Origin of the sequence: Pseudomonas sp. Sample_21 (genome assembly GCF_004307525.1) — a bacterium.
Classification (GTDB): domain Bacteria; phylum Pseudomonadota; class Gammaproteobacteria; order Pseudomonadales; family Pseudomonadaceae; genus Aquipseudomonas; species Aquipseudomonas atacamensis.
Genome location: NZ_RCNZ01000142.1, coordinates 1 through 19,488, shown reverse-complemented (window position 1 = coordinate 19,488; position 19,488 = coordinate 1). Strand labels below are relative to the sequence as shown.

At 60.4% G+C, this 19,488-nt stretch carries 21 protein-coding genes and 1 pseudogene; 20 read left to right on the top strand and 2 right to left on the bottom strand.

Annotation, left to right across the window (positions count from 1 at the left end):
* The first annotated feature begins 3 nt into the window (after positions 1–3).
* From D8U71_RS27785 to flhB, 19 genes are all read left to right on the top strand, one after another.
* Complete coding sequence (locus tag D8U71_RS27785) at positions 4–1,386, top strand: sigma-54 dependent transcriptional regulator (protein WP_122880896.1); 1,383 nt, start codon at positions 4–6, stop codon at positions 1,384–1,386.
* 128 nt (positions 1,387–1,514) lie between these two features.
* Positions 1,515–1,844, top strand: coding sequence for a flagellar hook-basal body complex protein FliE (gene fliE / locus D8U71_RS27780; protein ID WP_016771081.1), 330 nt, complete (start codon positions 1,515–1,517; stop codon positions 1,842–1,844).
* Positions 1,845–1,858: 14 nt separating this feature from the next.
* The gene (gene fliF, locus D8U71_RS27775) at positions 1,859–3,646 is read left to right on the top strand and encodes a flagellar basal-body MS-ring/collar protein FliF (RefSeq protein ID WP_016771080.1); all 1,788 of its coding nucleotides are present in this window, start codon (positions 1,859–1,861) and stop codon (positions 3,644–3,646) included.
* Positions 3,639–4,658 carry a flagellar motor switch protein FliG gene (gene fliG, locus D8U71_RS27770; RefSeq protein ID WP_016771079.1) on the top strand — a complete coding sequence of 340 codons (1,020 nt, stop codon included), beginning with the start codon at positions 3,639–3,641 and terminating at the stop codon, positions 4,656–4,658. Before fliF ends, fliG begins: the two co-directional genes overlap by 8 nt.
* A gap of 4 nt (positions 4,659–4,662) precedes the next feature.
* Positions 4,663–5,469, top strand: a complete 807-nt coding sequence (fliH, locus tag D8U71_RS27765) for a flagellar assembly protein FliH (protein WP_125925360.1) — start codon at positions 4,663–4,665, stop codon at positions 5,467–5,469.
* Positions 5,459–6,817: a flagellar protein export ATPase FliI gene (gene fliI / locus D8U71_RS27760; RefSeq protein ID WP_016771077.1), complete on the top strand. Its 1,359-nt coding sequence runs from the start codon at positions 5,459–5,461 to the stop codon at positions 6,815–6,817. The genes fliH and fliI overlap by 11 nt, the downstream gene beginning before the upstream one ends.
* A 6-nt stretch (positions 6,818–6,823) precedes the next feature.
* On the top strand, positions 6,824–7,273 hold the full coding sequence (gene fliJ, locus D8U71_RS27755) for a flagellar export protein FliJ (RefSeq protein WP_016771076.1): 450 nt from the start codon (positions 6,824–6,826) through the stop codon (positions 7,271–7,273).
* Between the two features lie 190 nt (positions 7,274–7,463).
* A complete protein-coding gene (locus D8U71_RS27745) occupies positions 7,464–7,769 on the top strand; it encodes an STAS domain-containing protein (RefSeq protein ID WP_016771075.1) in 306 nt (101 codons plus the stop codon).
* A 5-nt stretch (positions 7,770–7,774) separates the two neighbouring features.
* Positions 7,775–9,478, top strand: a complete 1,704-nt coding sequence (locus D8U71_RS27740; protein ID WP_130889174.1) for a fused response regulator/phosphatase — start codon at positions 7,775–7,777, stop codon at positions 9,476–9,478.
* 30 nt (positions 9,479–9,508) lie between these two features.
* Positions 9,509–9,856 (top strand): Hpt domain-containing protein, encoded by a 348-nt coding sequence (locus D8U71_RS27735; protein WP_123442841.1) that lies wholly within the window; start codon positions 9,509–9,511, stop codon positions 9,854–9,856.
* A 105-nt stretch (positions 9,857–9,961) separates the two neighbouring features.
* The gene (locus tag D8U71_RS27730) at positions 9,962–11,329 is read left to right on the top strand and encodes a flagellar hook-length control protein FliK (RefSeq protein ID WP_130889173.1); all 1,368 of its coding nucleotides are present in this window, start codon (positions 9,962–9,964) and stop codon (positions 11,327–11,329) included.
* Positions 11,330–11,667: 338 nt separating this feature from the next.
* Positions 11,668–12,171: a flagellar basal body-associated protein FliL gene (gene fliL / locus D8U71_RS27725; protein WP_016771071.1), complete on the top strand. Its 504-nt coding sequence runs from the start codon at positions 11,668–11,670 to the stop codon at positions 12,169–12,171.
* A 9-nt stretch (positions 12,172–12,180) separates the two neighbouring features.
* Positions 12,181–13,149 (top strand): flagellar motor switch protein FliM, encoded by a 969-nt coding sequence (gene fliM, locus D8U71_RS27720; RefSeq protein WP_003222890.1) that lies wholly within the window; start codon positions 12,181–12,183, stop codon positions 13,147–13,149.
* A 52-nt stretch (positions 13,150–13,201) separates the two neighbouring features.
* Positions 13,202–13,663 (top strand): flagellar motor switch protein FliN, encoded by a 462-nt coding sequence (gene fliN, locus D8U71_RS27715; RefSeq protein ID WP_162999812.1) that lies wholly within the window; start codon positions 13,202–13,204, stop codon positions 13,661–13,663.
* Positions 13,664–14,116, top strand: coding sequence for a flagellar biosynthetic protein FliO (gene fliO / locus D8U71_RS27710; protein ID WP_041479025.1), 453 nt, complete (start codon positions 13,664–13,666; stop codon positions 14,114–14,116). It begins immediately after the preceding gene.
* The gene (gene fliP, locus D8U71_RS27705) at positions 14,116–14,874 is read left to right on the top strand and encodes a flagellar type III secretion system pore protein FliP (protein ID WP_071171446.1); all 759 of its coding nucleotides are present in this window, start codon (positions 14,116–14,118) and stop codon (positions 14,872–14,874) included. Before fliO ends, fliP begins: the two co-directional genes overlap by 1 nt.
* Positions 14,871–15,140 carry a flagellar biosynthesis protein FliQ gene (gene fliQ, locus D8U71_RS27700; protein WP_016771067.1) on the top strand — a complete coding sequence of 90 codons (270 nt, stop codon included), beginning with the start codon at positions 14,871–14,873 and terminating at the stop codon, positions 15,138–15,140. The genes fliP and fliQ overlap by 4 nt, the downstream gene beginning before the upstream one ends.
* 3 nt (positions 15,141–15,143) lie before the next feature.
* Positions 15,144–15,929: a flagellar biosynthetic protein FliR gene (fliR, locus tag D8U71_RS27695; RefSeq protein ID WP_016771066.1), complete on the top strand. Its 786-nt coding sequence runs from the start codon at positions 15,144–15,146 to the stop codon at positions 15,927–15,929.
* A 3-nt stretch (positions 15,930–15,932) separates the two neighbouring features.
* Positions 15,933–17,072, top strand: coding sequence for a flagellar biosynthesis protein FlhB (gene flhB / locus D8U71_RS27690; protein WP_024012110.1), 1,140 nt, complete (start codon positions 15,933–15,935; stop codon positions 17,070–17,072).
* Positions 17,073–17,110: 38 nt separating this feature from the next.
* On the opposite strand, the gene D8U71_RS28450 is transcribed toward flhB, so the two are convergent.
* Positions 17,111–18,217 carry a hypothetical protein gene (locus D8U71_RS28450; protein ID WP_177434950.1) on the bottom strand — a complete coding sequence of 369 codons (1,107 nt, stop codon included), beginning with the start codon at positions 18,215–18,217 and terminating at the stop codon, positions 17,111–17,113.
* A gap of 262 nt (positions 18,218–18,479) precedes the next feature.
* On the opposite strand from D8U71_RS28450, the gene D8U71_RS27680 reads away from it, so the two are divergent.
* Positions 18,480–19,145 carry a hypothetical protein gene (locus tag D8U71_RS27680; RefSeq protein WP_130889172.1) on the top strand — a complete coding sequence of 222 codons (666 nt, stop codon included), beginning with the start codon at positions 18,480–18,482 and terminating at the stop codon, positions 19,143–19,145.
* A gap of 149 nt (positions 19,146–19,294) precedes the next feature.
* On the opposite strand, the pseudogene D8U71_RS27675 reads toward D8U71_RS27680, so the two are convergent.
* Positions 19,295–19,488: pseudogene (locus tag D8U71_RS27675) on the bottom strand (hypothetical protein); the annotation flags it as partial.

Below are 19,488 nucleotides of genomic sequence, written 5' to 3'. Positions count from 1 at the left end.
GTCATGGGCATCAAGGTGTTGCTGGTCGAGGATGACCGTTCGTTGCGCGAAGCGCTGGCCGATACGCTGCTCCTCGCCGGCCACGACTATCACGCCGTCGGCAGCGCCGAAGAAGCGCTGACGGCCGTGGCGCAGCAAGCCTTCAGCCTGGTGGTCAGTGACGTCAACATGCCGGGCATGGACGGTCACCAATTGCTCGCGTTGCTGCGCGCGCGCCAGCCGCAATTGCCGGTGCTGCTGATGACCGCACACGGCGCCGTCGAGCGTGCGGTCGATGCGATGCGCCAGGGTGCGGCGGATTATCTGGTCAAGCCGTTCGAGCCCAAAGCGCTGCTCGATCTGGTGGCGCGCCATGCCTTGGGCAGCATTGACGCTGGCGAAGCGGATGGTCCAGTCGCCGTCGAGCCGGCAAGTGCGCAGTTGCTTGAATTGGCGGCACGGGTCGCGCGCAGTGACTCGACTGTGTTGATCTCCGGCGAGTCCGGCACCGGTAAAGAAGTGCTGGCGCGCTACATTCACCAGCAATCGCGGCGGGCGAGCCAGCCGTTTATCGCAATCAACTGCGCGGCGATCCCCGACAACATGCTCGAAGCGACATTGTTCGGTCATGAGAAAGGTTCGTTCACCGGCGCCATCGCTTCGCAGGCCGGCAAGTTCGAGCAGGCGGACGGCGGCACCATTCTGCTCGACGAAATTTCCGAAATGCCCCTGGGCCTGCAAGCCAAGTTGCTGCGCGTTCTGCAAGAGCGTGAAGTGGAGCGAGTGGGCGCGCGCAAGCCGATCAGTCTGGATATTCGCGTGGTCGCCACGACCAACCGTGATCTGGCCGGCGAAGTGGCGGCGGGGCGTTTTCGCGAAGACCTGTTTTACCGCTTGTCGGTTTTCCCTCTGGCCTGGCGTCCACTTCGCGAACGCACTGCCGATATCCTGCCGCTGGCGGAAAAGTTGCTGGCCAAACACGTCAATAAAATGAAGCACGCAGCAGCGAAGCTGTCCCCCGAAGCTCAAGCATGTCTGACCGCGTACCCGTGGCCGGGCAATGTGCGTGAACTGGACAACGCCATTCAGCGCGCGCTGATCCTGCAGCAGGGCGGTTTGATTCAGCCGCAGGATTTTTGCCTGAGCGGTGCGGTGACATTTGCGCCGCTGCCGGTCCCGGCACCGGTGATCCGCGAGGTGGAAATCGAGGCGGACTCCTCCGGCGCCCTGGGCGATGACCTGCGCCGCCGGGAGTTTCAGATGATCATCGACACCCTGCGCGCTGAGCGTGGCCGGCGCAAGGAAGCTGCCGAAAAGCTCGGCATCAGCCCGCGGACTCTGCGCTACAAACTGGCGCAAATGCGCGACGCCGGGATGGACGTCGAAGGCTATCTGTTCGCCACCTGATTGATGCTGCAAAACATTCCAGATGCTTTTCTCAGAAGGGTGCCCACTAGCTGGCACCCTTGTTGCTAATACCTGTGTACCCGCCGAGTGAGTGTCAAAAAATTGCGGGCCGCCCAAGAGAGTAGACCATGAGCCAAGGTATTGAATTTAATCGGTTGATGATGGACATGCAGGCCATGAAAGTGGATGCCATGTCTGCGCGTAAATCGACTGCCGCTGTCCCTGAAATCGCGGGCAGCAGCTTTTCCGACATGCTCGGTCAGGCGATCAATAAAGTCAGCGATACCCAGCAGGCGTCGACTCAACTGGCCAACGCGTTCGAGATCGGCAAGAGCGGTGTCGACCTGACCGACGTCATGATTGCGTCGCAAAAAGCCAGCGTGTCGTTCCAGGCTCTGACCCAGGTGCGCAACAAGCTGGTCCAGGCTTACCAAGACATCATGCAGATGCCGGTTTAAGGGCGAAATAAGTCATGGCAGAAGCAGTCGCTGATAACGTTCCGGCCAAGGCCACCCCGATCGACGGCAAACCGCCGCTGTTCGGCCTGTCCTTTCTGGAAAACCTTTCCCAGATGACCGTGCTGCGTCAGGTCGGCCTGTTGGTCGGTCTGGCTGCGAGCGTGGCGATTGGCTTTGCCGTGGTGCTGTGGTCGCAGCAGCCGGATTACCGTCCACTGTACGGCAGCCTTGCCGGCATGGACGCCAAGCAGGTCATGGAAACCCTGGCCGCCGCTGACATCCCTTACAACGTAGAACCCAATTCCGGCGCCTTGCTGGTCAAGGCCGACGACCTGTCCCGTGCGCGGATGAAACTCGCTGCCGCTGGTGTCACTCCCAGCGACGGCAACATCGGTTTCGAAATCCTCGACAAGGAACAGGGTCTGGGCACCAGCCAGTTCATGGAAGCGACCCGTTATCGTCGCGGCCTCGAAGGCGAACTGGCGCGGACCATCTCCAGCCTGAACAACGTCAAGGGTGCCCGCGTGCACCTGGCCATTCCGAAGAGTTCGGTGTTCGTCCGTGACGAGCGCAAGCCAAGCGCTTCGGTACTGGTCGAGCTGTACAGCGGGCGTTCGCTGGAGCCGGGTCAGGTGGTGGCGATCATCAACCTGGTGGCGACTTCCGTGCCCGAGTTGAGCAAATCGCAGATCACCGTCGTCGATCAGAAGGGCAACCTGCTTTCCGATCAGGCGGAGAACTCGGAAATGACCATGGCCGGCAAGCAGTTCGATTACAGCCGCCGCATGGAAAGCATGCTCACCCAGCGCGTGCACAACATTCTGCAACCGGTACTGGGCAACGATCGCTACAAGGCTGAAGTCTCCGCTGACGTCGATTTCAGTGCCGTCGAATCGACTGCCGAGCAGTTCAACCCGGACCAACCGGCGTTGCGCAGCGAGCAGTCGGTCAACGAACAACGCACCGCCAGCAATGGTCCGCAAGGTGTGCCGGGTGCCCTGAGCAACCAGCCGCCGGCGCCTGCCTCGGCGCCGCAGACCACCGGTGGCACCGCCGCACCGGCCGGGATGATCCAGCCGGGTCAGCCACTGGTTGACGCCAACGGTCAACAGATCATGGACCCGGCCACCGGCCAGCCGATGCTCGCACCGTACCCGGCGGACAAGCGTCAACAATCGACCAAGAACTTCGAGCTCGACCGTTCGATCAGCCACACCAAGCAGCAGCAGGGCCGTCTCAATCGCCTGTCGGTGTCGGTGGTGGTCGACGATCAGGTCAAGGTCAACCCGGCCAACGGTGAAACCAGCCGCGCGCCGTGGAGCGCCGACGAATTGGCGCGCTTCACCCGTCTGGTGCAGGACGCCGTCGGTTTCGACGCCAGCCGTGGCGACAGCGTCAGCGTGATCAACATGCCGTTCTCTGCCGAGCGCGGCGAAGTGATTGCCGATATTCCGTTCTACTCCCAGCCATGGTTCTGGGACATCGTCAAACAAGTGCTGGGTGTGCTGTTCATCCTCGTACTGGTGTTTGGTGTGCTGCGTCCGGTGCTCAACAACATCACCGGCGGTGGCAAAGGCAAGGAGCTGGCCGGTCTGGGCAGCGACGTGGAACTCGGTGGCATGGGCGGCCTGGACGGCGAACTGGCCAACGACCGCGTGAGCCTCGGTGGTCCGCAGAGCATTCTGTTGCCGAGCCCGAGCGAGGGTTATGACGCGCAACTGAATGCAATCAAGAGTCTGGTAGCTGAAGACCCGGGTCGCGTGGCTCAGGTCGTGAAAGAGTGGATTAACGCAGATGAGTGATAACCGAGCCGCCACCGTCAAACTGACCAAGGTCGACAAAGCCGCGATTCTGCTGCTGTCCCTGGGTTCGACCGATGCTGCGCAAGTGCTGCGCCACATGGGACCCAAAGAGGTTCAGCGCGTCGGCGTGGCCATGGCGCAGATGGGCAACGTCCATCGCGAACAGGTCGAGCAGGTGATGAGCGAGTTCGTCGACATCGTCGGCGATCAGACCAGCCTTGGCGTCGGATCCGACGACTACGTACGCAAGATGCTCACCCAGGCCTTGGGCGAAGACAAGGCCAACGGCCTGATCGACCGCATCCTGCTCGGTGGCAACACCAGCGGCCTCGACAGCCTGAAATGGATGGAGCCGCGCGCAGTCGCTGACGTGATCCGTTACGAACACCCGCAGATCCAGGCAATCGTGGTCGCGTATCTCGACCCGGATCAGGCCGGTGAAGTGCTCGGCAACTTCGACCATAAAGTGCGTCTGGACATCATCCTGCGCGTCTCGTCGTTGAACACCGTGCAACCGGCCGCCTTGAAAGAACTCAACCAGATTCTCGAGAAACAGTTCTCCGGCAACTCGAACGCCTCGCGCACCACCCTGGGTGGCATCAAGCGTGCGGCCGACATCATGAACTTCCTCGACAGCTCGATCGAAGGCCAGCTCATGGACTCGATCCGCGAAGTCGACGAAGACCTGTCCGGTCAGATCGAAGACCTCATGTTCGTGTTCAACAACCTTGCCGACGTCGACGACCGTGGCATCCAGGCGCTGTTGCGCGAAGTGTCTTCGGACGTGCTGGTACTGGCCCTCAAGGGTTCGGACGAAGGCGTCAAGGAAAAGATCTTCAAGAACATGTCCAAGCGTGCTGCCGAACTGTTGCGCGACGACCTCGAGGCGAAAGGCCCGGTGCGCGTCAGCGACGTCGAAACCGCACAGAAGGAAATCCTCACCATTGCCCGTCGTATGGCCGAAGCCGGCGAGATCGTGCTCGGTGGCAAGGGCGGCGAGGAAATGATCTAAGCCCATGGATAAGCCTGACGAGTCTGTGACGGATCTGATCCGCGCCCGCGATGTTCATGGTTTCGAATCCTGGGCGCTGCCCAGCTTCGACCCGCCGAAACCGGAACCCGAGCCGGAACCGGAGCCCGAACCGCCGGAAATGGAAGAAGTGCCGCTGGAAGAAGTCCAGCCACTGACCCTGGAGGAACTCGAAAGCATCCGTCAGGAGGCTTACAACGAGGGCTTCGCCATCGGCGAAAAAGAAGGTTTTCACAGCACCACGCTGAAGGTGCGTCAGGAAGCCGAAACGGCGCTGGCGGCGAAAATCGCCAGCCTTGAGCTGTTGATGGCCAACCTGTTCGAACCGATCGCCGAGCAAGACACCCAGATTGAAAAGTCGCTGGTTGACCTCGTGCAACACATCACCAAGCAGGTGATCAAGCGCGAACTGGCCATCGATTCGACGCAGATCGAACACGTCATGCGCGATGCCCTCAAGCTATTGCCGCTGGGCGTGGAAAACGTGCGCCTGTACGTCAATCCGCAGGATTTCGCCCAGGTCAAAGCCCTGCGCGAACGCCACGAAGAAACCTGGCGCATCGTCGAAGACGAGTCGCTGTTGCCGGGCGGCTGCCGGGTTGAAACCGAGCACAGCCGCATCGACGCCAGTGTCGAATCGCGCGTGACCCAAGTGATGGCCAAGCTGTTCGACCAGTTGCACGAGCAGGCCTTGCATCCGGCAACGCCGGACTTGAGTCTGGATATTCCCGAAGACACCCCAGTGGCTGTCGACTCTGACGAGCCGCGCGCGGACGCCAGCGATGCGCCTTGAACGCACCAGCTTCGCCAAGCGCCTGAGCACCTATGCCGAGGCCACCGAGATTGCCGGCGCGCCGATCCTTGAAGGTCGGCTGCTGCGCATGGTTGGCCTGACCCTCGAAGCCGAAGGCCTGCGCGCCGCCATGGGCACCCGCTGCATGGTGATCAATGACGACAGTTACCACCCGTCCCAGGTGGAAGCGGAAGTCATGGGTTTTTCCGGCAGCAAAGTCTTTCTGATGCCAGTCGGCAGCGTCGCCGGCATCGCCCCGGGCGCCCGCGTGGTGCCGCTGGCCGATACCGGCCGTTTGCCGATGGGCATGAGCATGCTTGGCCGTGTCCTCGACGGCGCCGGCCGCGCGCTGGACGGCAAGGGCGGCATGAAGGCCGAAGACTGGGTGCCGATGGACGGCCCGACAATCAACCCGCTCAACCGTGATCCGATCAGCGTACCGCTGGACGTCGGCATCCGTTGCATCAACGGTTTGCTGACGGTCGGCCGTGGCCAGCGTCTGGGTCTGTTCGCCGGTACCGGTGTCGGTAAATCGGTGCTGTTGGGCATGATGACCCGCTTCACCGAGGCCGACATCATCGTCGTCGGCCTGATCGGTGAGCGTGGTCGCGAAGTTAAAGAATTCATCGAACACATTCTCGGTGAAGAAGGCCTCAAACGTTCGGTAGTGGTCGCCTCGCCAGCGGACGACGCACCGCTGATGCGTATGCGCGCGGCAATGTATTGCACGCGCATCGCCGAGTATTTCCGCGACAAGGGCAAGAACGTTCTGCTGCTGATGGACTCGCTGACCCGTTTCGCCCAGGCCCAGCGGGAAATCGCTCTGGCCATCGGTGAGCCGCCAGCAACCAAGGGTTATCCGCCCTCGGTGTTCGCCAAACTGCCGAAACTGGTGGAGCGCGCCGGTAACGCGGAGAAGGGCGGTGGCTCGATCACGGCGTTCTACACCGTACTGTCCGAAGGCGATGACCAGCAGGACCCGATTGCCGACTCGGCGCGTGGCGTGCTAGACGGCCACATCGTGCTGTCACGACGCCTGGCCGAGGAAGGCCACTATCCGGCGATCGACATCGAAGCCTCGATCAGCCGGGTAATGCCAGCAGTGGTTTCGCCGGATCACATGCAGCGCGCGCAGTATTTCAAGCAGCTTTGGTCGCGCTATCAGCAGAGCCGTGATTTGATCAGCGTCGGTGCCTATGTGGCCGGTGGCGATCGCGAGACCGATCTGGCGATTTCCCTGCAACCGCAGTTGGTCAGGTATCAGCGCCAGGGCCTCAACGACAAAATCAATCTGGGTGAAAGCCAGGCCTATCTGGAAACCCTGTTCGCCCCTGCGGCGGGCGGGTAACCGGCCATGGCCGTCAGCCGCGCCGCGCGCCTGGCACCGGTGGTGGACATGGCCGAAAAGGCCGAGAAAGCCGCCGTGCAGCGCCTCGCCTACTTTCAGGGCCAGGTCAAAGTTGCCGAAAGCAAACTGGCCGACCTCAATGCCTTTCGTCTGGATTACTCGCAGCAGTGGATCGTGCGCGGCAGCACCGGCGTGACCGGGCAATGGCTGCTGGGTTTTCAGGGTTTCCTGGCGCAACTCGATACTGCCGTCGACCAGCAACGGCAGAGCCTGGTCTGGCATCAGAACAAGCTCGACAAGGCGCGTGAGGAATGGCAGCAGGCGTTTGCCCGCGTCGAGGGTTTGCGCAAACTGGTGCAGCGCTATCGCGACGAGGCGCAGCGCCTGGAAGACAAGCGCGAGCAGAAGCTGCTGGATGAACTGTCCCAGCGGTTGCCACGGCGTGATGCCTTCTAAACCACACTGCCAAACCCTGTGGGAGCGAGCCTGCTCGCGAAAGCGCCGTGTCAGTCAACCCTGTAGTCAACTGCCAGAACGCCTTCGCGAGCAGGCTCGCTCCCACACTTGTTCAACCGTTGCGCCTTGCCCCAACCCTATCCAGGTGCTACACCTTGTACAGGTTCGTCAATGACAAGGAAGCCAGTCAATGTCAGTCGTTACAGAAGTCTCTCCAGACCAGAAAAAGCTCACCATCGCCGTCAAAGGCCGGTTCGATTTCGGTCGCCATCAGGAATTTCGCGAGTCGTACGAGCGGCTCCCACACAAACCCGAATCCATCGTGGTCGATCTCAAAGAGGCTACTTACCTCGACAGCTCCGCGCTGGGCATGCTGCTTTTGCTGCGTGATCATGCCGGTGGCGACGAGTCGGATATCCGTGTCGTCAACAGCAGCTCCGATGTGAAGAAAATCCTCGCGATTTCCAACTTCGACAAACTCTTCGACATCAGTTGACGCCCATGCAGGCGCAAGAGCCGCTGACCATTCTTATCGCCGAAGACAGCGCCGCCGACCGGCTGCTGCTGTCGACCATTGTCCGCCGTCAGGGCCATCAGGTGCTGACGGCGGCCAATGGTGCCGAAGCGGTCGAAACGTTCAAAGAGCAGCAGCCCGATCTGGTGTTGATGGACGCGCTGATGCCGGTGATGGACGGCTTCGAAGCGGCGCGGCAGATCAAGGCACTGGCGGGTGAAGCATTGGTGCCGATCATCTTCCTCACCTCGCTGACCGAGAGTGAAGCGCTGGCTCGGTGTCTGGAGGCTGGCGGCGACGACTTTCTGGCGAAGCCGTACAACCAAGTGATACTCGCCGCCAAAATCAAGGCGATGGATCGCTTGCGCCGCCTTCAGGCAACGGTCCTGCAGCAGCGCGATCTGATCGCCAGACATCACGACTATCTGCTCAATGAACAACGCGTGGCCAAAGCGGTGTTCGACAAGGTCGCGCATTCCGGTTGCCTGAGCGCGCCGAACATCCGATACCTGCAATCGCCTTACGCGCTGTTCAATGGTGATCTGTTGCTCGCGGCGTACACGCCGGCCGGTGACATGCACGTCATGCTCGGCGATTTCACCGGGCATGGCTTGCCGGCAGCGGTGGGGGCGATGCCGCTGGCCGAAGTGTTTTACGGGATGACCGCCAAAGGCTACGGCCTGGCCGAAACCCTGCGCGAGATGAACGCCAAGCTCAAGCGCATCCTGCCGGTGGACATGTTCTGCTGCGCTACCTTGCTCAGTCTGAGTTTCCAGAGCCGTTCGGTGGAGGTGTGGAACGGCGGCATGCCCGACGGTTACTTGCATCGCATGGCCAGTGGCGAGCGCGTGCCGTTGCCGGCGCGGCATTTGCCACTGGGGATTCTCAGCGCGCAAGCCTTCGATGACCGTACGGATGTGTATCCGATGGCCGTCGATGATCGGGTGTTTCTGTTATCGGACGGGGTAATCGATACCTGCGATGCCAATGACCAGTTGTTCGGCGTCGAGCGCTTGCAGCAGGTCTTTGCGGCGAACCGCGAGCCGGATCGGTTGTTCGAGGATATCGAACAGGCACTGCGCGATTTTCGCGGACAGGCCCGTGATGATGTAAGCATGGTCGAGGTCAGTCTGCTTGAGTCGGCGCAGACGCACGGCGCGGCGCCGGTGTATTCCGACAGCGGCCAGTCGTGCCCGCTGGACTGGTCGGCCAGTTTCGAATTTCGCGGCGCCTCGCTCAGGCGCTTCAATCCGTTGCCGTTCCTCTTGCAGTTGCTGCTTGAGGTGCATGGCCTGCGCGCGCAGAGCGGGGCGCTGTACAGCGTGCTCGCCGAGTTGTATTCCAATGGCCTGGAGCACGGCGTGCTCGGGCTGGATTCCAGCCTTAAACGCGATGCGGCAGGTTTCGCCCGCTACTATGAAATGCGCGCGGCGCGGCTGGAGGCGCTGCAAGACGGTTTCGTGCGCGTGCATCTGCAGGTCCAGCCGCAAGGCGAGGGCGGGCGGCTGGTCATTCGCGTCGAGGACAGCGGCAAGGGCTTTGATGTGGCGCGGGTCATGGAGCGGCCCGTGGATAACGCCCGCTTGTCGGGACGCGGCATCGGGCTGGTCCGGCAACTGGGGCGCAACGCCAGTTGGTCGGACCAGGGTCGTAGTGCCAGCGTGGAGTTTTTCTGGGAGATTGAGGCATAATCCGCCCATTCTTGATCAAGGAGTGAGCAAGTGACAGACACACATGTAGATCGCGAAGTCCTCGATACTTTGCGCGAGGTGATGGAGGACGGCTATACGGAATTGCTGGAGACTTTTCTGGCAGATTCGCAAAGCCGCCTGCACGAGTTGCAGGACAGCACCAGCGCTAAAGCGCTATCCGATGTAGCCCATAGCTTCAAGGGCAGCGCGAGCAACATGGGCGCGGTTCGACTGGCCGAGTTGTGCCAGGACCTTGAGTCGAATGCCAAGAACAAAAGTCCGGAAGCGCTCGCTCAACTGGTGGCCGATATCCATTCCGAATTCGCCGAAGTACGCCCGGTGTACGAAAGCGAAAAGCACCACGCCCACATCCACTGAAGTCGCCGCCCGGCGCTTTTCGCAAGTGTCTGGCCAAACTGGCCCGGCACTTGCAGTCATCTTGCTCAACTGTACCTACGATCCCAGTGCAGCGGAGACCGTGTCATGCCTGCGACCCCCAACATTCTTCTTCACACCGCCGCTCAGGCCAAGGCACAAGCCGCCTCTGCCAAATCGTCGGCAATGGCCGCAGACGCCGGGGACAACGCCTCCAGCTTCGCCAGAGTGTTCGCCGATCAGGCGCCGGCCAAGCCTGCCGTGAGTGCTGACAATTCAGTCAAGCCGGCACGCGACAAGGTCGCGGACAGCAGCGGCAAAAAGGATATTGGCAAAGACCAGTCTGCCGCGCCCGAGCCAGCAGTTGCCGAAAGCGGCAAAGCGTTGCCTGCCGACAAAGCGGCGACGAGCGACGACGCGACTGCCACTGCCGATGACACCACTGAAACGGTACAAACCCCTGTGGCCGATGCCGCGCCTGTAGATCCGGCGCTTGATCCGGCCTTGGCGCAAGTCGTTCAGCCGTTGGTGGCAGCGCCTGTGGTGCAGGCCCCGGCAGTCGCCACGCCAGCCCAGCCGGAAACCGAAACGCCTGCATTGGCGGTCGTGTCGGGCATGGTCAAAGATCCGGCGGCCACCGACAGCGAATTTGATCCGACAGCCGACCCGCTCGACTCGATGCCGGCCGTGCGCATGGCGATGGAGCAGGGCGGGCATATTTCCGCCGCCAGCCAGGCGCAACCGAAAGCTTCGCCTGCTCAGGCTCAGGCCGATGGCGAGTTGACCGCCGCGCAGAACTTCGCCGCCGGCATGGCCAGCATGCTCGACGTGCAGGCCGACAAGGACAGCACCAGTCAAGGCGGCGAACAAGCTTTCAGCGGGTTGATCGACGATGGTCTGAAGGATCTGAAATCGGCTACCAGCGACACCCGCGTCGACGACTTCGCCAACCGTCTGGCGGCACTGACCCAGGCCGCTACGCCGAAAACCGCGAATGCGCTGCCAGTGAATCAGCCGATCGCCATGCACCAGAGCGGCTGGACCGAAGAAGTGGTCAACCGCGTCATGTACCTGTCCAGCGTCAACCTGAAGGCCGCCGACATTCAGTTGCAGCCGGCGGAGCTGGGGCGCCTGGATATCCGCGTGAACATGGTTCCGGATCAGCAGACCCAGGTCACCTTCATGAGCGCGCACCCGAGCGTGCGTGAAGCGCTCGACAGCCAGATGCACCGCCTGCGCGACATGTTCAACCAGCAGGGCATGGGCCAGGTCGACGTCAACGTCGCCGACCAGAACCGTGGCTGGCAGGGGCAGCAAGGTCAGGAGCAGGCGCAGCAGGGGCAGAGTGGCCGGACCAGCGCGGCGGGTGGGCGTCTTGATTCGGTGGATGAAGAATTGGCACCGGCTACAGTGGCGGAAGTTGCCGCGCAGACCACCAGCGTCATCGGCACCAGCGCGGTCGACTATTACGCCTGATCAAATCAAGAGCCCCCTCACCCTAGCCCTCTCCCAGAGGGAGAGGGGACCGATTGGGGAATCTTGAAGAACTACGCCGACCTGAACGAGCATCGCTGAATCCGTTCGACATTCGGCGACCTGTTGATTCCCGCCCTGAACTTGCAATCACCTCGGTTGTGCAGGTCGATGTCCAGCCCCATTACATCTCGGTCGGCCCCCTCTCCCTCCGGGAGAGGGCTGGGGTGAGGGTGCTTTTGACTTTAGCGTCGTTCTCGACCTCCGACACTTCTGGCATAACACTTGCTCTTGCCTTGCCGTGCGACTGTGAAACCCCCGATTAGTGACGGATTATTGGCATGGCGAAGAGCGAAGCTGCAGCAGTAAAAGACCCCGCAACCAAAGGCAAACTCAAGCTGATCATCGTGATCGTGCTGGCGTTGCTGGTGGCCATTGGTGCATCCGTCGGGGCGACCTGGTTCTTCATGCACGGCGCGCAAAGCAAGCCTGCCGAGGCCGCTGAAGCAGCGCCGGTCGGCAAGCAGGCGGCGATTTTCGAGCCGATGGCGCCGGCCTTCGTTGCCAATTACAACCAGAACGGCCGTCAGCGCTACATGCAGGTGAGCATCACCATGCTGGCGCGTAATCAGGCCGATCTGGACGCGCTCAAAGTGCACATGCCGGTTATCCGCAACAACCTGGTGATGCTCTTCTCCGGTCAGGATTTCGCCACACTGGCGACCCCGGTCGGCCAGGAGATGTTGCGCCAGAAGGCCACCGCCAGCGTCCAGGAAGTGGCGCAGAAAGAACTGGGCAAAGTGGTCATCGAACAGTTGCTTTTCACTAATTTCGTACTGCAGTAGGAACACGACATGGCCGTGCAGGATCTGCTGTCCCAGGATGAAATCGATGCGCTGCTGCATGGCGTCGATGATGGTCTGGTACAGACCGATAATGCTGCCGAACCCGGCAGTGTCAAAAGCTACGACCTGACCAGCCAGGATCGCATCGTCCGTGGACGCATGCCGACGCTGGAAATGATCAACGAGCGCTTTGCCCGCTACACCCGCATCAGCATGTTCAACATGCTGCGCCGCTCGGCGGACGTGGCTGTCGGTGGCGTGCAGGTGATGAAGTTCGGCGAATACGTGCACTCGCTGTACGTGCCGACCAGCCTCAACCTGGTCAAGATCAAACCGCTGCGCGGCACCGCGCTGTTCATCCTCGACGCCAAACTGGTGTTCAAGCTGGTGGACAACTTTTTCGGTGGTGACGGCCGTCACGCCAAGATCGAAGGGCGTGAGTTCACCCCGACCGAACTGCGCGTAGTGCGCATGGTGCTCGAGCAGGCTTTCGTCGATCTGAAGGAAGCCTGGCAGGCGATCATGGAAGTCAATTTCGAGTACATCAACTCGGAAGTGAACCCGGCCATGGCCAACATCGTCGGCCCGAGCGAAGCGATTGTGGTCTCCACCTTCCACATCGAACTCGATGGCGGTGGCGGCGACCTGCACGTGACCATGCCGTACTCGATGATCGAGCCGGTGCGCGAGATGCTCGACGCCGGTTTCCAGTCCGACCTCGACGATCAGGACGAGCGCTGGGTCAACGCCCTGCGCCAGGACGTGCTCGATGTCGACGTGCCGATCGGTGCCACCGTAGCCCGCCGCCAGTTGAAGCTGCGCGACATCCTGCACATGCAACCGGGGGATGTGATCCCGGTCGAGATGCCGGAAGACATGATCATGCGCGCCAACGGCGTGCCGGCCTTCAAGGTCAAGATGGGCTCGCACAAAGGCAACCTCGCGTTGCAGGTGATCGAGCCGATCGAGCGTCGCTGAGGCGGCGCTTTTCACCCCCGTATTTAACCGAATTGTTGCCCGCCGAGGACACATGATGAACGACGATATGAACGCCCAAGACGACCAGGCACTGGCCGATGAATGGGCTGCGGCCCTGGAAGAAACCGGTGATGCCGGCCAGGCTGACATCGATGCGCTGCTGGCTGCCGACGCAGGCACTTCCAGCTCCAACCGTCTGCCGATGGAAGAGTTCGGCAGTGTGCCGAAGAACAATGATCCGGTGACCCTCGACGGTCCGAACCTGGACGTGATCCTCGACATTCCGGTGTCGATCTCGATGGAAGTCGGCAGCACCGACATCAACATCCGCAACCTGCTGCAACTCAACCAGGGTTCGGTGATCGAGCTCGATCGTCTGGCCGGTGAGCCGCTCGACGTGCTGGTCAATGGCACCTTGATCGCCCACGGCGAAGTAGTGGTGGTCAACGAGAAGTTCGGCATCCGCCTGACCGACGTGATCAGCCCAAGCGAACGCATCAAGAAGCTGCGCTGAGTGAAAAGGTTTCTCTGGGTGCTGCTGGCATGGCCCTTGAGCGTGCTGGCTGCCGAGCCGAGCGCAACCAATGCCGCGCCTGCCGCCACCGCGCCAATGGTCAACAGCGGCGTGGCCGGTCAGTTGACGCAACTGGTGTTCGGTTTGCTGCTGGTGCTGGGTTTGATCTTCTTCCTCGCCTGGCTGCTGCGCCGCGTGCAACAGGCGGGGCCGGCAGGCAAGGGCCAGGTGATCGAGCTGATCGGTTCACGCGCGCTCGGTCCGCGTGATCGCTTGATGCTGGTGCAGGTCGGCAACGAGCAGATTCTGCTCGGCCTCAGCCCCGGCACCATCACCGCGCTGCACGTGCTCAAAGAGCCGGTCGAAGTCCCCACCGCCAGTGAAAAAGCGACGCCGGAATTTGCTCAGCATCTGCTGAAGATTCTTGGCAAGGACCAAAAGGATACGAAGTAATGGGTGCGCTCCGCATCGTCTTGACGCTGCTCCTGTTGCTGGCCGCGCCGCTGGCGTTCGCCGCAGATCCGTTGTCGATCCCGGCGATCACGCTGGGCACCAATGCCGACGGCGCGCAGGAATACTCGGTCAGTCTGCAGATCCTGCTGATCATGACCGCGCTGAGTTTTATTCCTGCAGCGGTCATCCTGATGACCAGTTTCACGCGGATCATCATTGTCTTCTCGATCCTGCGTCAGGCCCTCGGCCTGCAACAGACGCCGTCGAACCAGATCCTCACCGGCATGGCGCTGTTCCTGACGCTGTTCATCATGGCGCCGGTGTTCGACCGGGTGAACAACGACGCGCTGCAACCGTATCTGGCGGAAACCCTCACCGCCCAGCAAGCCGTGGAAAAGGCTCAGGTGCCGATCAAGGACTTCATGCTCGCGCAGACCCGCACCAGCGATCTGGAGCTGTTCATGCGCCTGTCCAAGCGCACCGACATCGCCAGCCCGGATCAGGCGCCGCTGACCATTCTGGTGCCGGCGTTCGTGACCTCCGAGCTTAAAACCGCCTTCCAGATCGGCTTCATGATCTTCATTCCGTTCCTGATCATCGACCTCGTTGTCGCGAGCGTGCTGATGGCCATGGGTATGATGATGCTCTCGCCGCTGATCATCTCGCTGCCGTTCAAGATCATGCTGTTCGTGCTGGTCGATGGCTGGGCGCTGATCATCGGTACTCTGGCCAGCAGTTTTGGAGGTGTTTCGCCATGACGCCGGAAGTCGCGGTCGATATCTTTCGTGAAGCCCTGTGGCTGACCACCATGATGGTCGCCATTCTGGTGGTGCCGAGCCTGCTGGTCGGCCTGCTGGTGTCGATGTTCCAGGCCGCCACGCAGATCAACGAACAGACCCTGAGCTTCCTGCCGCGTCTTCTGGTGATGCTGGTGACCCTGATCATCGGCGGTCCGTGGATCGTGCAGACGTTCATGGAATACATCATCCAGCTGTACAAAAACATTCCGATGGTCATCGGCTAAGCCATGCAGTCGCTGCTTCAGCTGACCGACACCCAGATCAGCACCTGGGTGGCGTCGTTCATGTTGCCGCTGTTTCGCGTCGCCTCGATGCTGATGGTCATGCCGGTGTTTGGCACCACCCTGATCCCGCGCCGCGTGCGTCTGTATTTCGCCGTGGCGATCACCGTGGTCATCACCCCGGCGCTGCCGCCGATGCCCGCCGTCAGCCCGCTGGATCTCAGCGGCCTGCTGCTTATCGGCGAGCAGATTCTGGTTGGCGCCGTACTGGGCTTTTCCCTGCAACTGTTCTTCCAGGCCTTTGCCGTGGCTGGACAGATCGTCGCGATCCAGATGGGCATGGGCTTCGCCTCGATGATCGACCCTACCAACGGTGTTTCGGTGGCGGTGATCGGGCAGTTCTTCACCATGCTGGTGACGTTGCTGTTCCTGTCGATGAACGGCCATCTGGTGGTGTTCGAAGTCCTCACTGAAAGCTTCACCACGCTGCCGGTCGGCGGCGGTCTGATGGTTGCGCATTACTGGGAACTGGCCGGCAAACTCGGCTGGGTACTCGGCGCCGCATTGCTGCTGGTGTTGCCGGCCGTCACCGCACTGTTGGTGGTCAACATCGCGTTCGGCGTGATGACCCGCGCCGCGCCGCAACTGAACATCTTCTCGATCGGTTTTCCGCTGACCCTGGTGCTCGGCCTGTTCATCGTCTGGGTGGGGCTCGCGGACATTCTCAACCAGTATCAACCGCTGGCCAGCGAGGCCTTGCAGTTGCTACGCGAACTCGCACGGGCGCGCTGAGTCATGGCAGAGAGCGAAAGCGGTCAGGACAAAACGGAAGACCCCACGGAGAAACGCAAAAAGGACTCCCGTGAGAAGGGTGAAATCGCCCGTTCCAAAGAGCTCAACACCCTGGCCGTGATGATGGCCGGCGCCTCTGCGCTGCTGATTTTCGGCGGCATGCTTGCGCAAGAAATGATGGACGTGATGCGCCTGAACTTCACCCTGTCCCGCGAAGTGGTCATGGATCAGGGCGCCATGGGCCGTTTTCTGTTGGAGTCAGGGTTGATCGCCTTGCTGGCGATTCAGCCGGTGATGATCACCCTGTTGCTCGCCGCCATCATCGGGCCGATCTCCCTCGGTGGCTGGCTGTTCGCCGCAAAGTCGCTGGCGCCCAAATTCAGCCGGATGAACCCGGCCGCCGGCCTCAAACGGATGTTCTCGTTCAAGGCTGTGGTCGAACTGCTCAAAGCCCTGGCGAAGTTTCTGATTACTCTGGGCGTGGCGCTGTTGGTGTTGTCCGCCGACGTCGACGATTTGCTGCGCATCGCCCACGAACCACTGGATATGGCGATCATTCACAGCGTCCTGCTGGTGGGCTGGAGCACGCTGTGGCTGGCCTGCGGTCTGATCATCATCGCCGCCGTCGACGTGCCGGTGCAGATCTGGGAGAGCATGAAGAAGCTCAAGATGACCAAGCAGGAAGTGCGCGACGAACACAAGGACCAGGAAGGCCGCCCCGAGGTCAAGCAACGCATTCGCCAGACCCAGCGCGAAATGTCCCAGCGGCGCATGATGGCAGCGATTCCCGAAGCCGACGTGGTCATCACCAACCCGACCCACTACGCCGTCGCGCTCAAATACGACTCGGAGAAGGGCGGCGCGCCGGTGCTGCTGGCCAAGGGCAGCGACTTCATCGCCCTGAAAATCCGCGAAATCGCAGTGGCCAACAACGTCATGCTGCTCGAGTCGCCTGCGCTGGCGCGCTCGATCTATTACTCAACTGAGCTTGAGCAGGAAATTCCCGGCGGGCTGTATCTGGCAGTGGCGCAGGTATTGGCCTACGTCTACCAGATCCGCCAACACCAGGCGGGCAAGGGCAAGCGGCCGGATCCGTTGAAGGATGATTTGCCGATTCCGCCGGATTTGCGTCGGGATTCTTGATGCGGGGCTGCCTGCATGAAAACCCCTCATTGCCCAGCTCAGGGGGTGAATGAAAAGTAATCCAGCCCAATCCAATCGGGTGTACTGCACAGTATTTCAATTCTGGTTATTCCATTTGAGGTGAATTCGACGAGATGGGCGTCAGCAACCGATCGAGTAAATGTTCTTTCTCCCAGTAGTTGACCCGCAGTGTTGTAAAAAAAAGCGGTGGTGGTTGCTTTGTCTGTCCAGGTTTGCCAAAACCTGACTCTTGAACAGGCTGATTTGAGATCAATTCTGCAACGCTGTGGGGCTGTCAACGCTTGATAGCAAAGATGCAGTAGTTGCCCGCTGCGCTTCCCGGGGATTGGCGGATAGGTTAGCGAGTTGGAAATTCCCATTTGTCCGTTACCTGAAAGAAACGTAATGGTCATGCTCGAAAGTGCGATGCGCTGGCCAACCGTTATAAGTTGAGTGGGTATGTCATCGAAGTTCTCACTGATAGCAGGTGTGACTTCGCCTATTCGCGTTCTCAACACCTTCGAAAACATCAACCGCTCACCACTTCCCGATTTGTACACGGTGTAATTGATCAGGGCATCGGCGCCGCGATTGTTTGTTCGCCAGTCAGAAGGAAGTGTAAAGACTGGTGTGACACCTGCCTGAACAGGTCGCGTATCACTTTCCCATAGCGTGTTGGCGGTAGCGCGCACACGTACCGTATAGCCAGTCGTCATGCCTGAGTAGTTGACGCTAACAGTTTTCTGATCACTCGACAGGGTCGGTGCCAAGAGATCGAATGGCTGAGGGAGAATGTGCAGCAGCAAATAGCGCGAAGGAATCAAGGTCGTGCCCGGGGCCGTACGCACCGTGTAAAAGACCTTCACCGTGTGGCCAATGCTATCGATCACCTCCATGCGTGGAATGCGGATGTCGATAGTGCCAGGGGTTCCCACGGTGATCACCTGCGAGTGGTAGGTGTGCCGAGGGTTTTCCCAAGTGATGCGAACCGTATGGCCGCGGGCCATGCCGGTGAAGTGCGGAACTTGAGCAGTGACGTATTGGGCGAAATAGACATGATCGAAGTCAAGTTGATCCCCCGCAGAGCCATGTGCTTCGAGTACTTTTGGCGCCGCTGGATCGGTGACTGCTGAAACTGAGTTCATGGGGATGTCTCCTGCGTTCGAGTGATTGCCTCGGGAGGCTCCATTTGATGCAGGAAGCAGGAATTCTTGCCACTGTCAGATCTGACAGGTGATCGAGTATTTCCGATGAGCGGTGGCTTTGCAGATATCTTTTGGTTGGCTACGTCGTCCAGAGACCGTTGGTCTGGAAATGCCGTCCACCTGTCAACTCTTACAGTAGACGGACCCCTGTCCATGACCTCGAGATAGGGGCGCAAGTTTACCGAACCAGGAGAGTACTATCATGGCAGAGCGCATTTACCGAAAACTCGAGGGCATGGGCCTGGAATATGTGTCAGGGCGACTGGAACATAACCCGAAAGAGCGGGCCATCCGTTACACCGTCACTTTCGACATGGATTTGGATTTCACCCATTTCAAACAGATGGCCAATGCTTATATCCCGGATTATCTCGACAACCCGATCAACGCGATCAGGCCTGAACTGGACGGCCTGGCTAACCACTATTCCTACAACTACCTGTTCAGTGCAGCGGGAAACATCCGCGATAATCAGGCGCTGTTCGAACTCTTTACCTCGCCCAGTTATTACAACGATCAATGGGCGACCGGCCCTCATCGGCAGGTGCGTTATGGCAAACCGGAGTTTGAGCAGGTCGGGCGAAAGCTCCGAGTGACTGCAAGCAGAGACTTCAGATCCCTGGATGACACGGGTCAGATCGAAATCGGAGATTTGCCGGTCATCCAGTTTCATTGGGCGCTCAATCTGCTGCAAAGTGATCTGACGGTCCCGGGAATCATTGCGCCAGTGACCAAGGTCGTGTTGATGTACATGGATGAGGACTTCGTTGAGGTCGAAGGTGAGCAGATTTTGCGGGGTACGCGCTACGTCAATGGCAAGCAACTGGGCTTCGGCAATATTGCGCCCAAGCAGATATTAACTGCGTAGTAACCGGCATTAAAAACGCCGTCCCGATTGCGCGGTGCGGCGTTTTTTAGCCTGAAGACTTGTTTTGGCTGTGACGTCGCCTTCGCGGACTTGCCAGCGAAGACGTCAACATCCAGATCGCCTCATTCAAGGCTTGTCACAAATCTCTGCTACTGCGGCAACTCCAGATTATCCAGCACCCGATTCACTGCCAATTCCCCGAGCATGATCAGTTGCGCAATCCCCATCAGCGTCCGGCGTTGCGATGGCTTGACCAGTCCGGCGAATTCCTGGGCGATGGTTTTCGCTGAGGCGAGGGTTTCGCAGGCGTTGGCCAGCAGGTCTTCGTTTTTGGTGTCGGCGG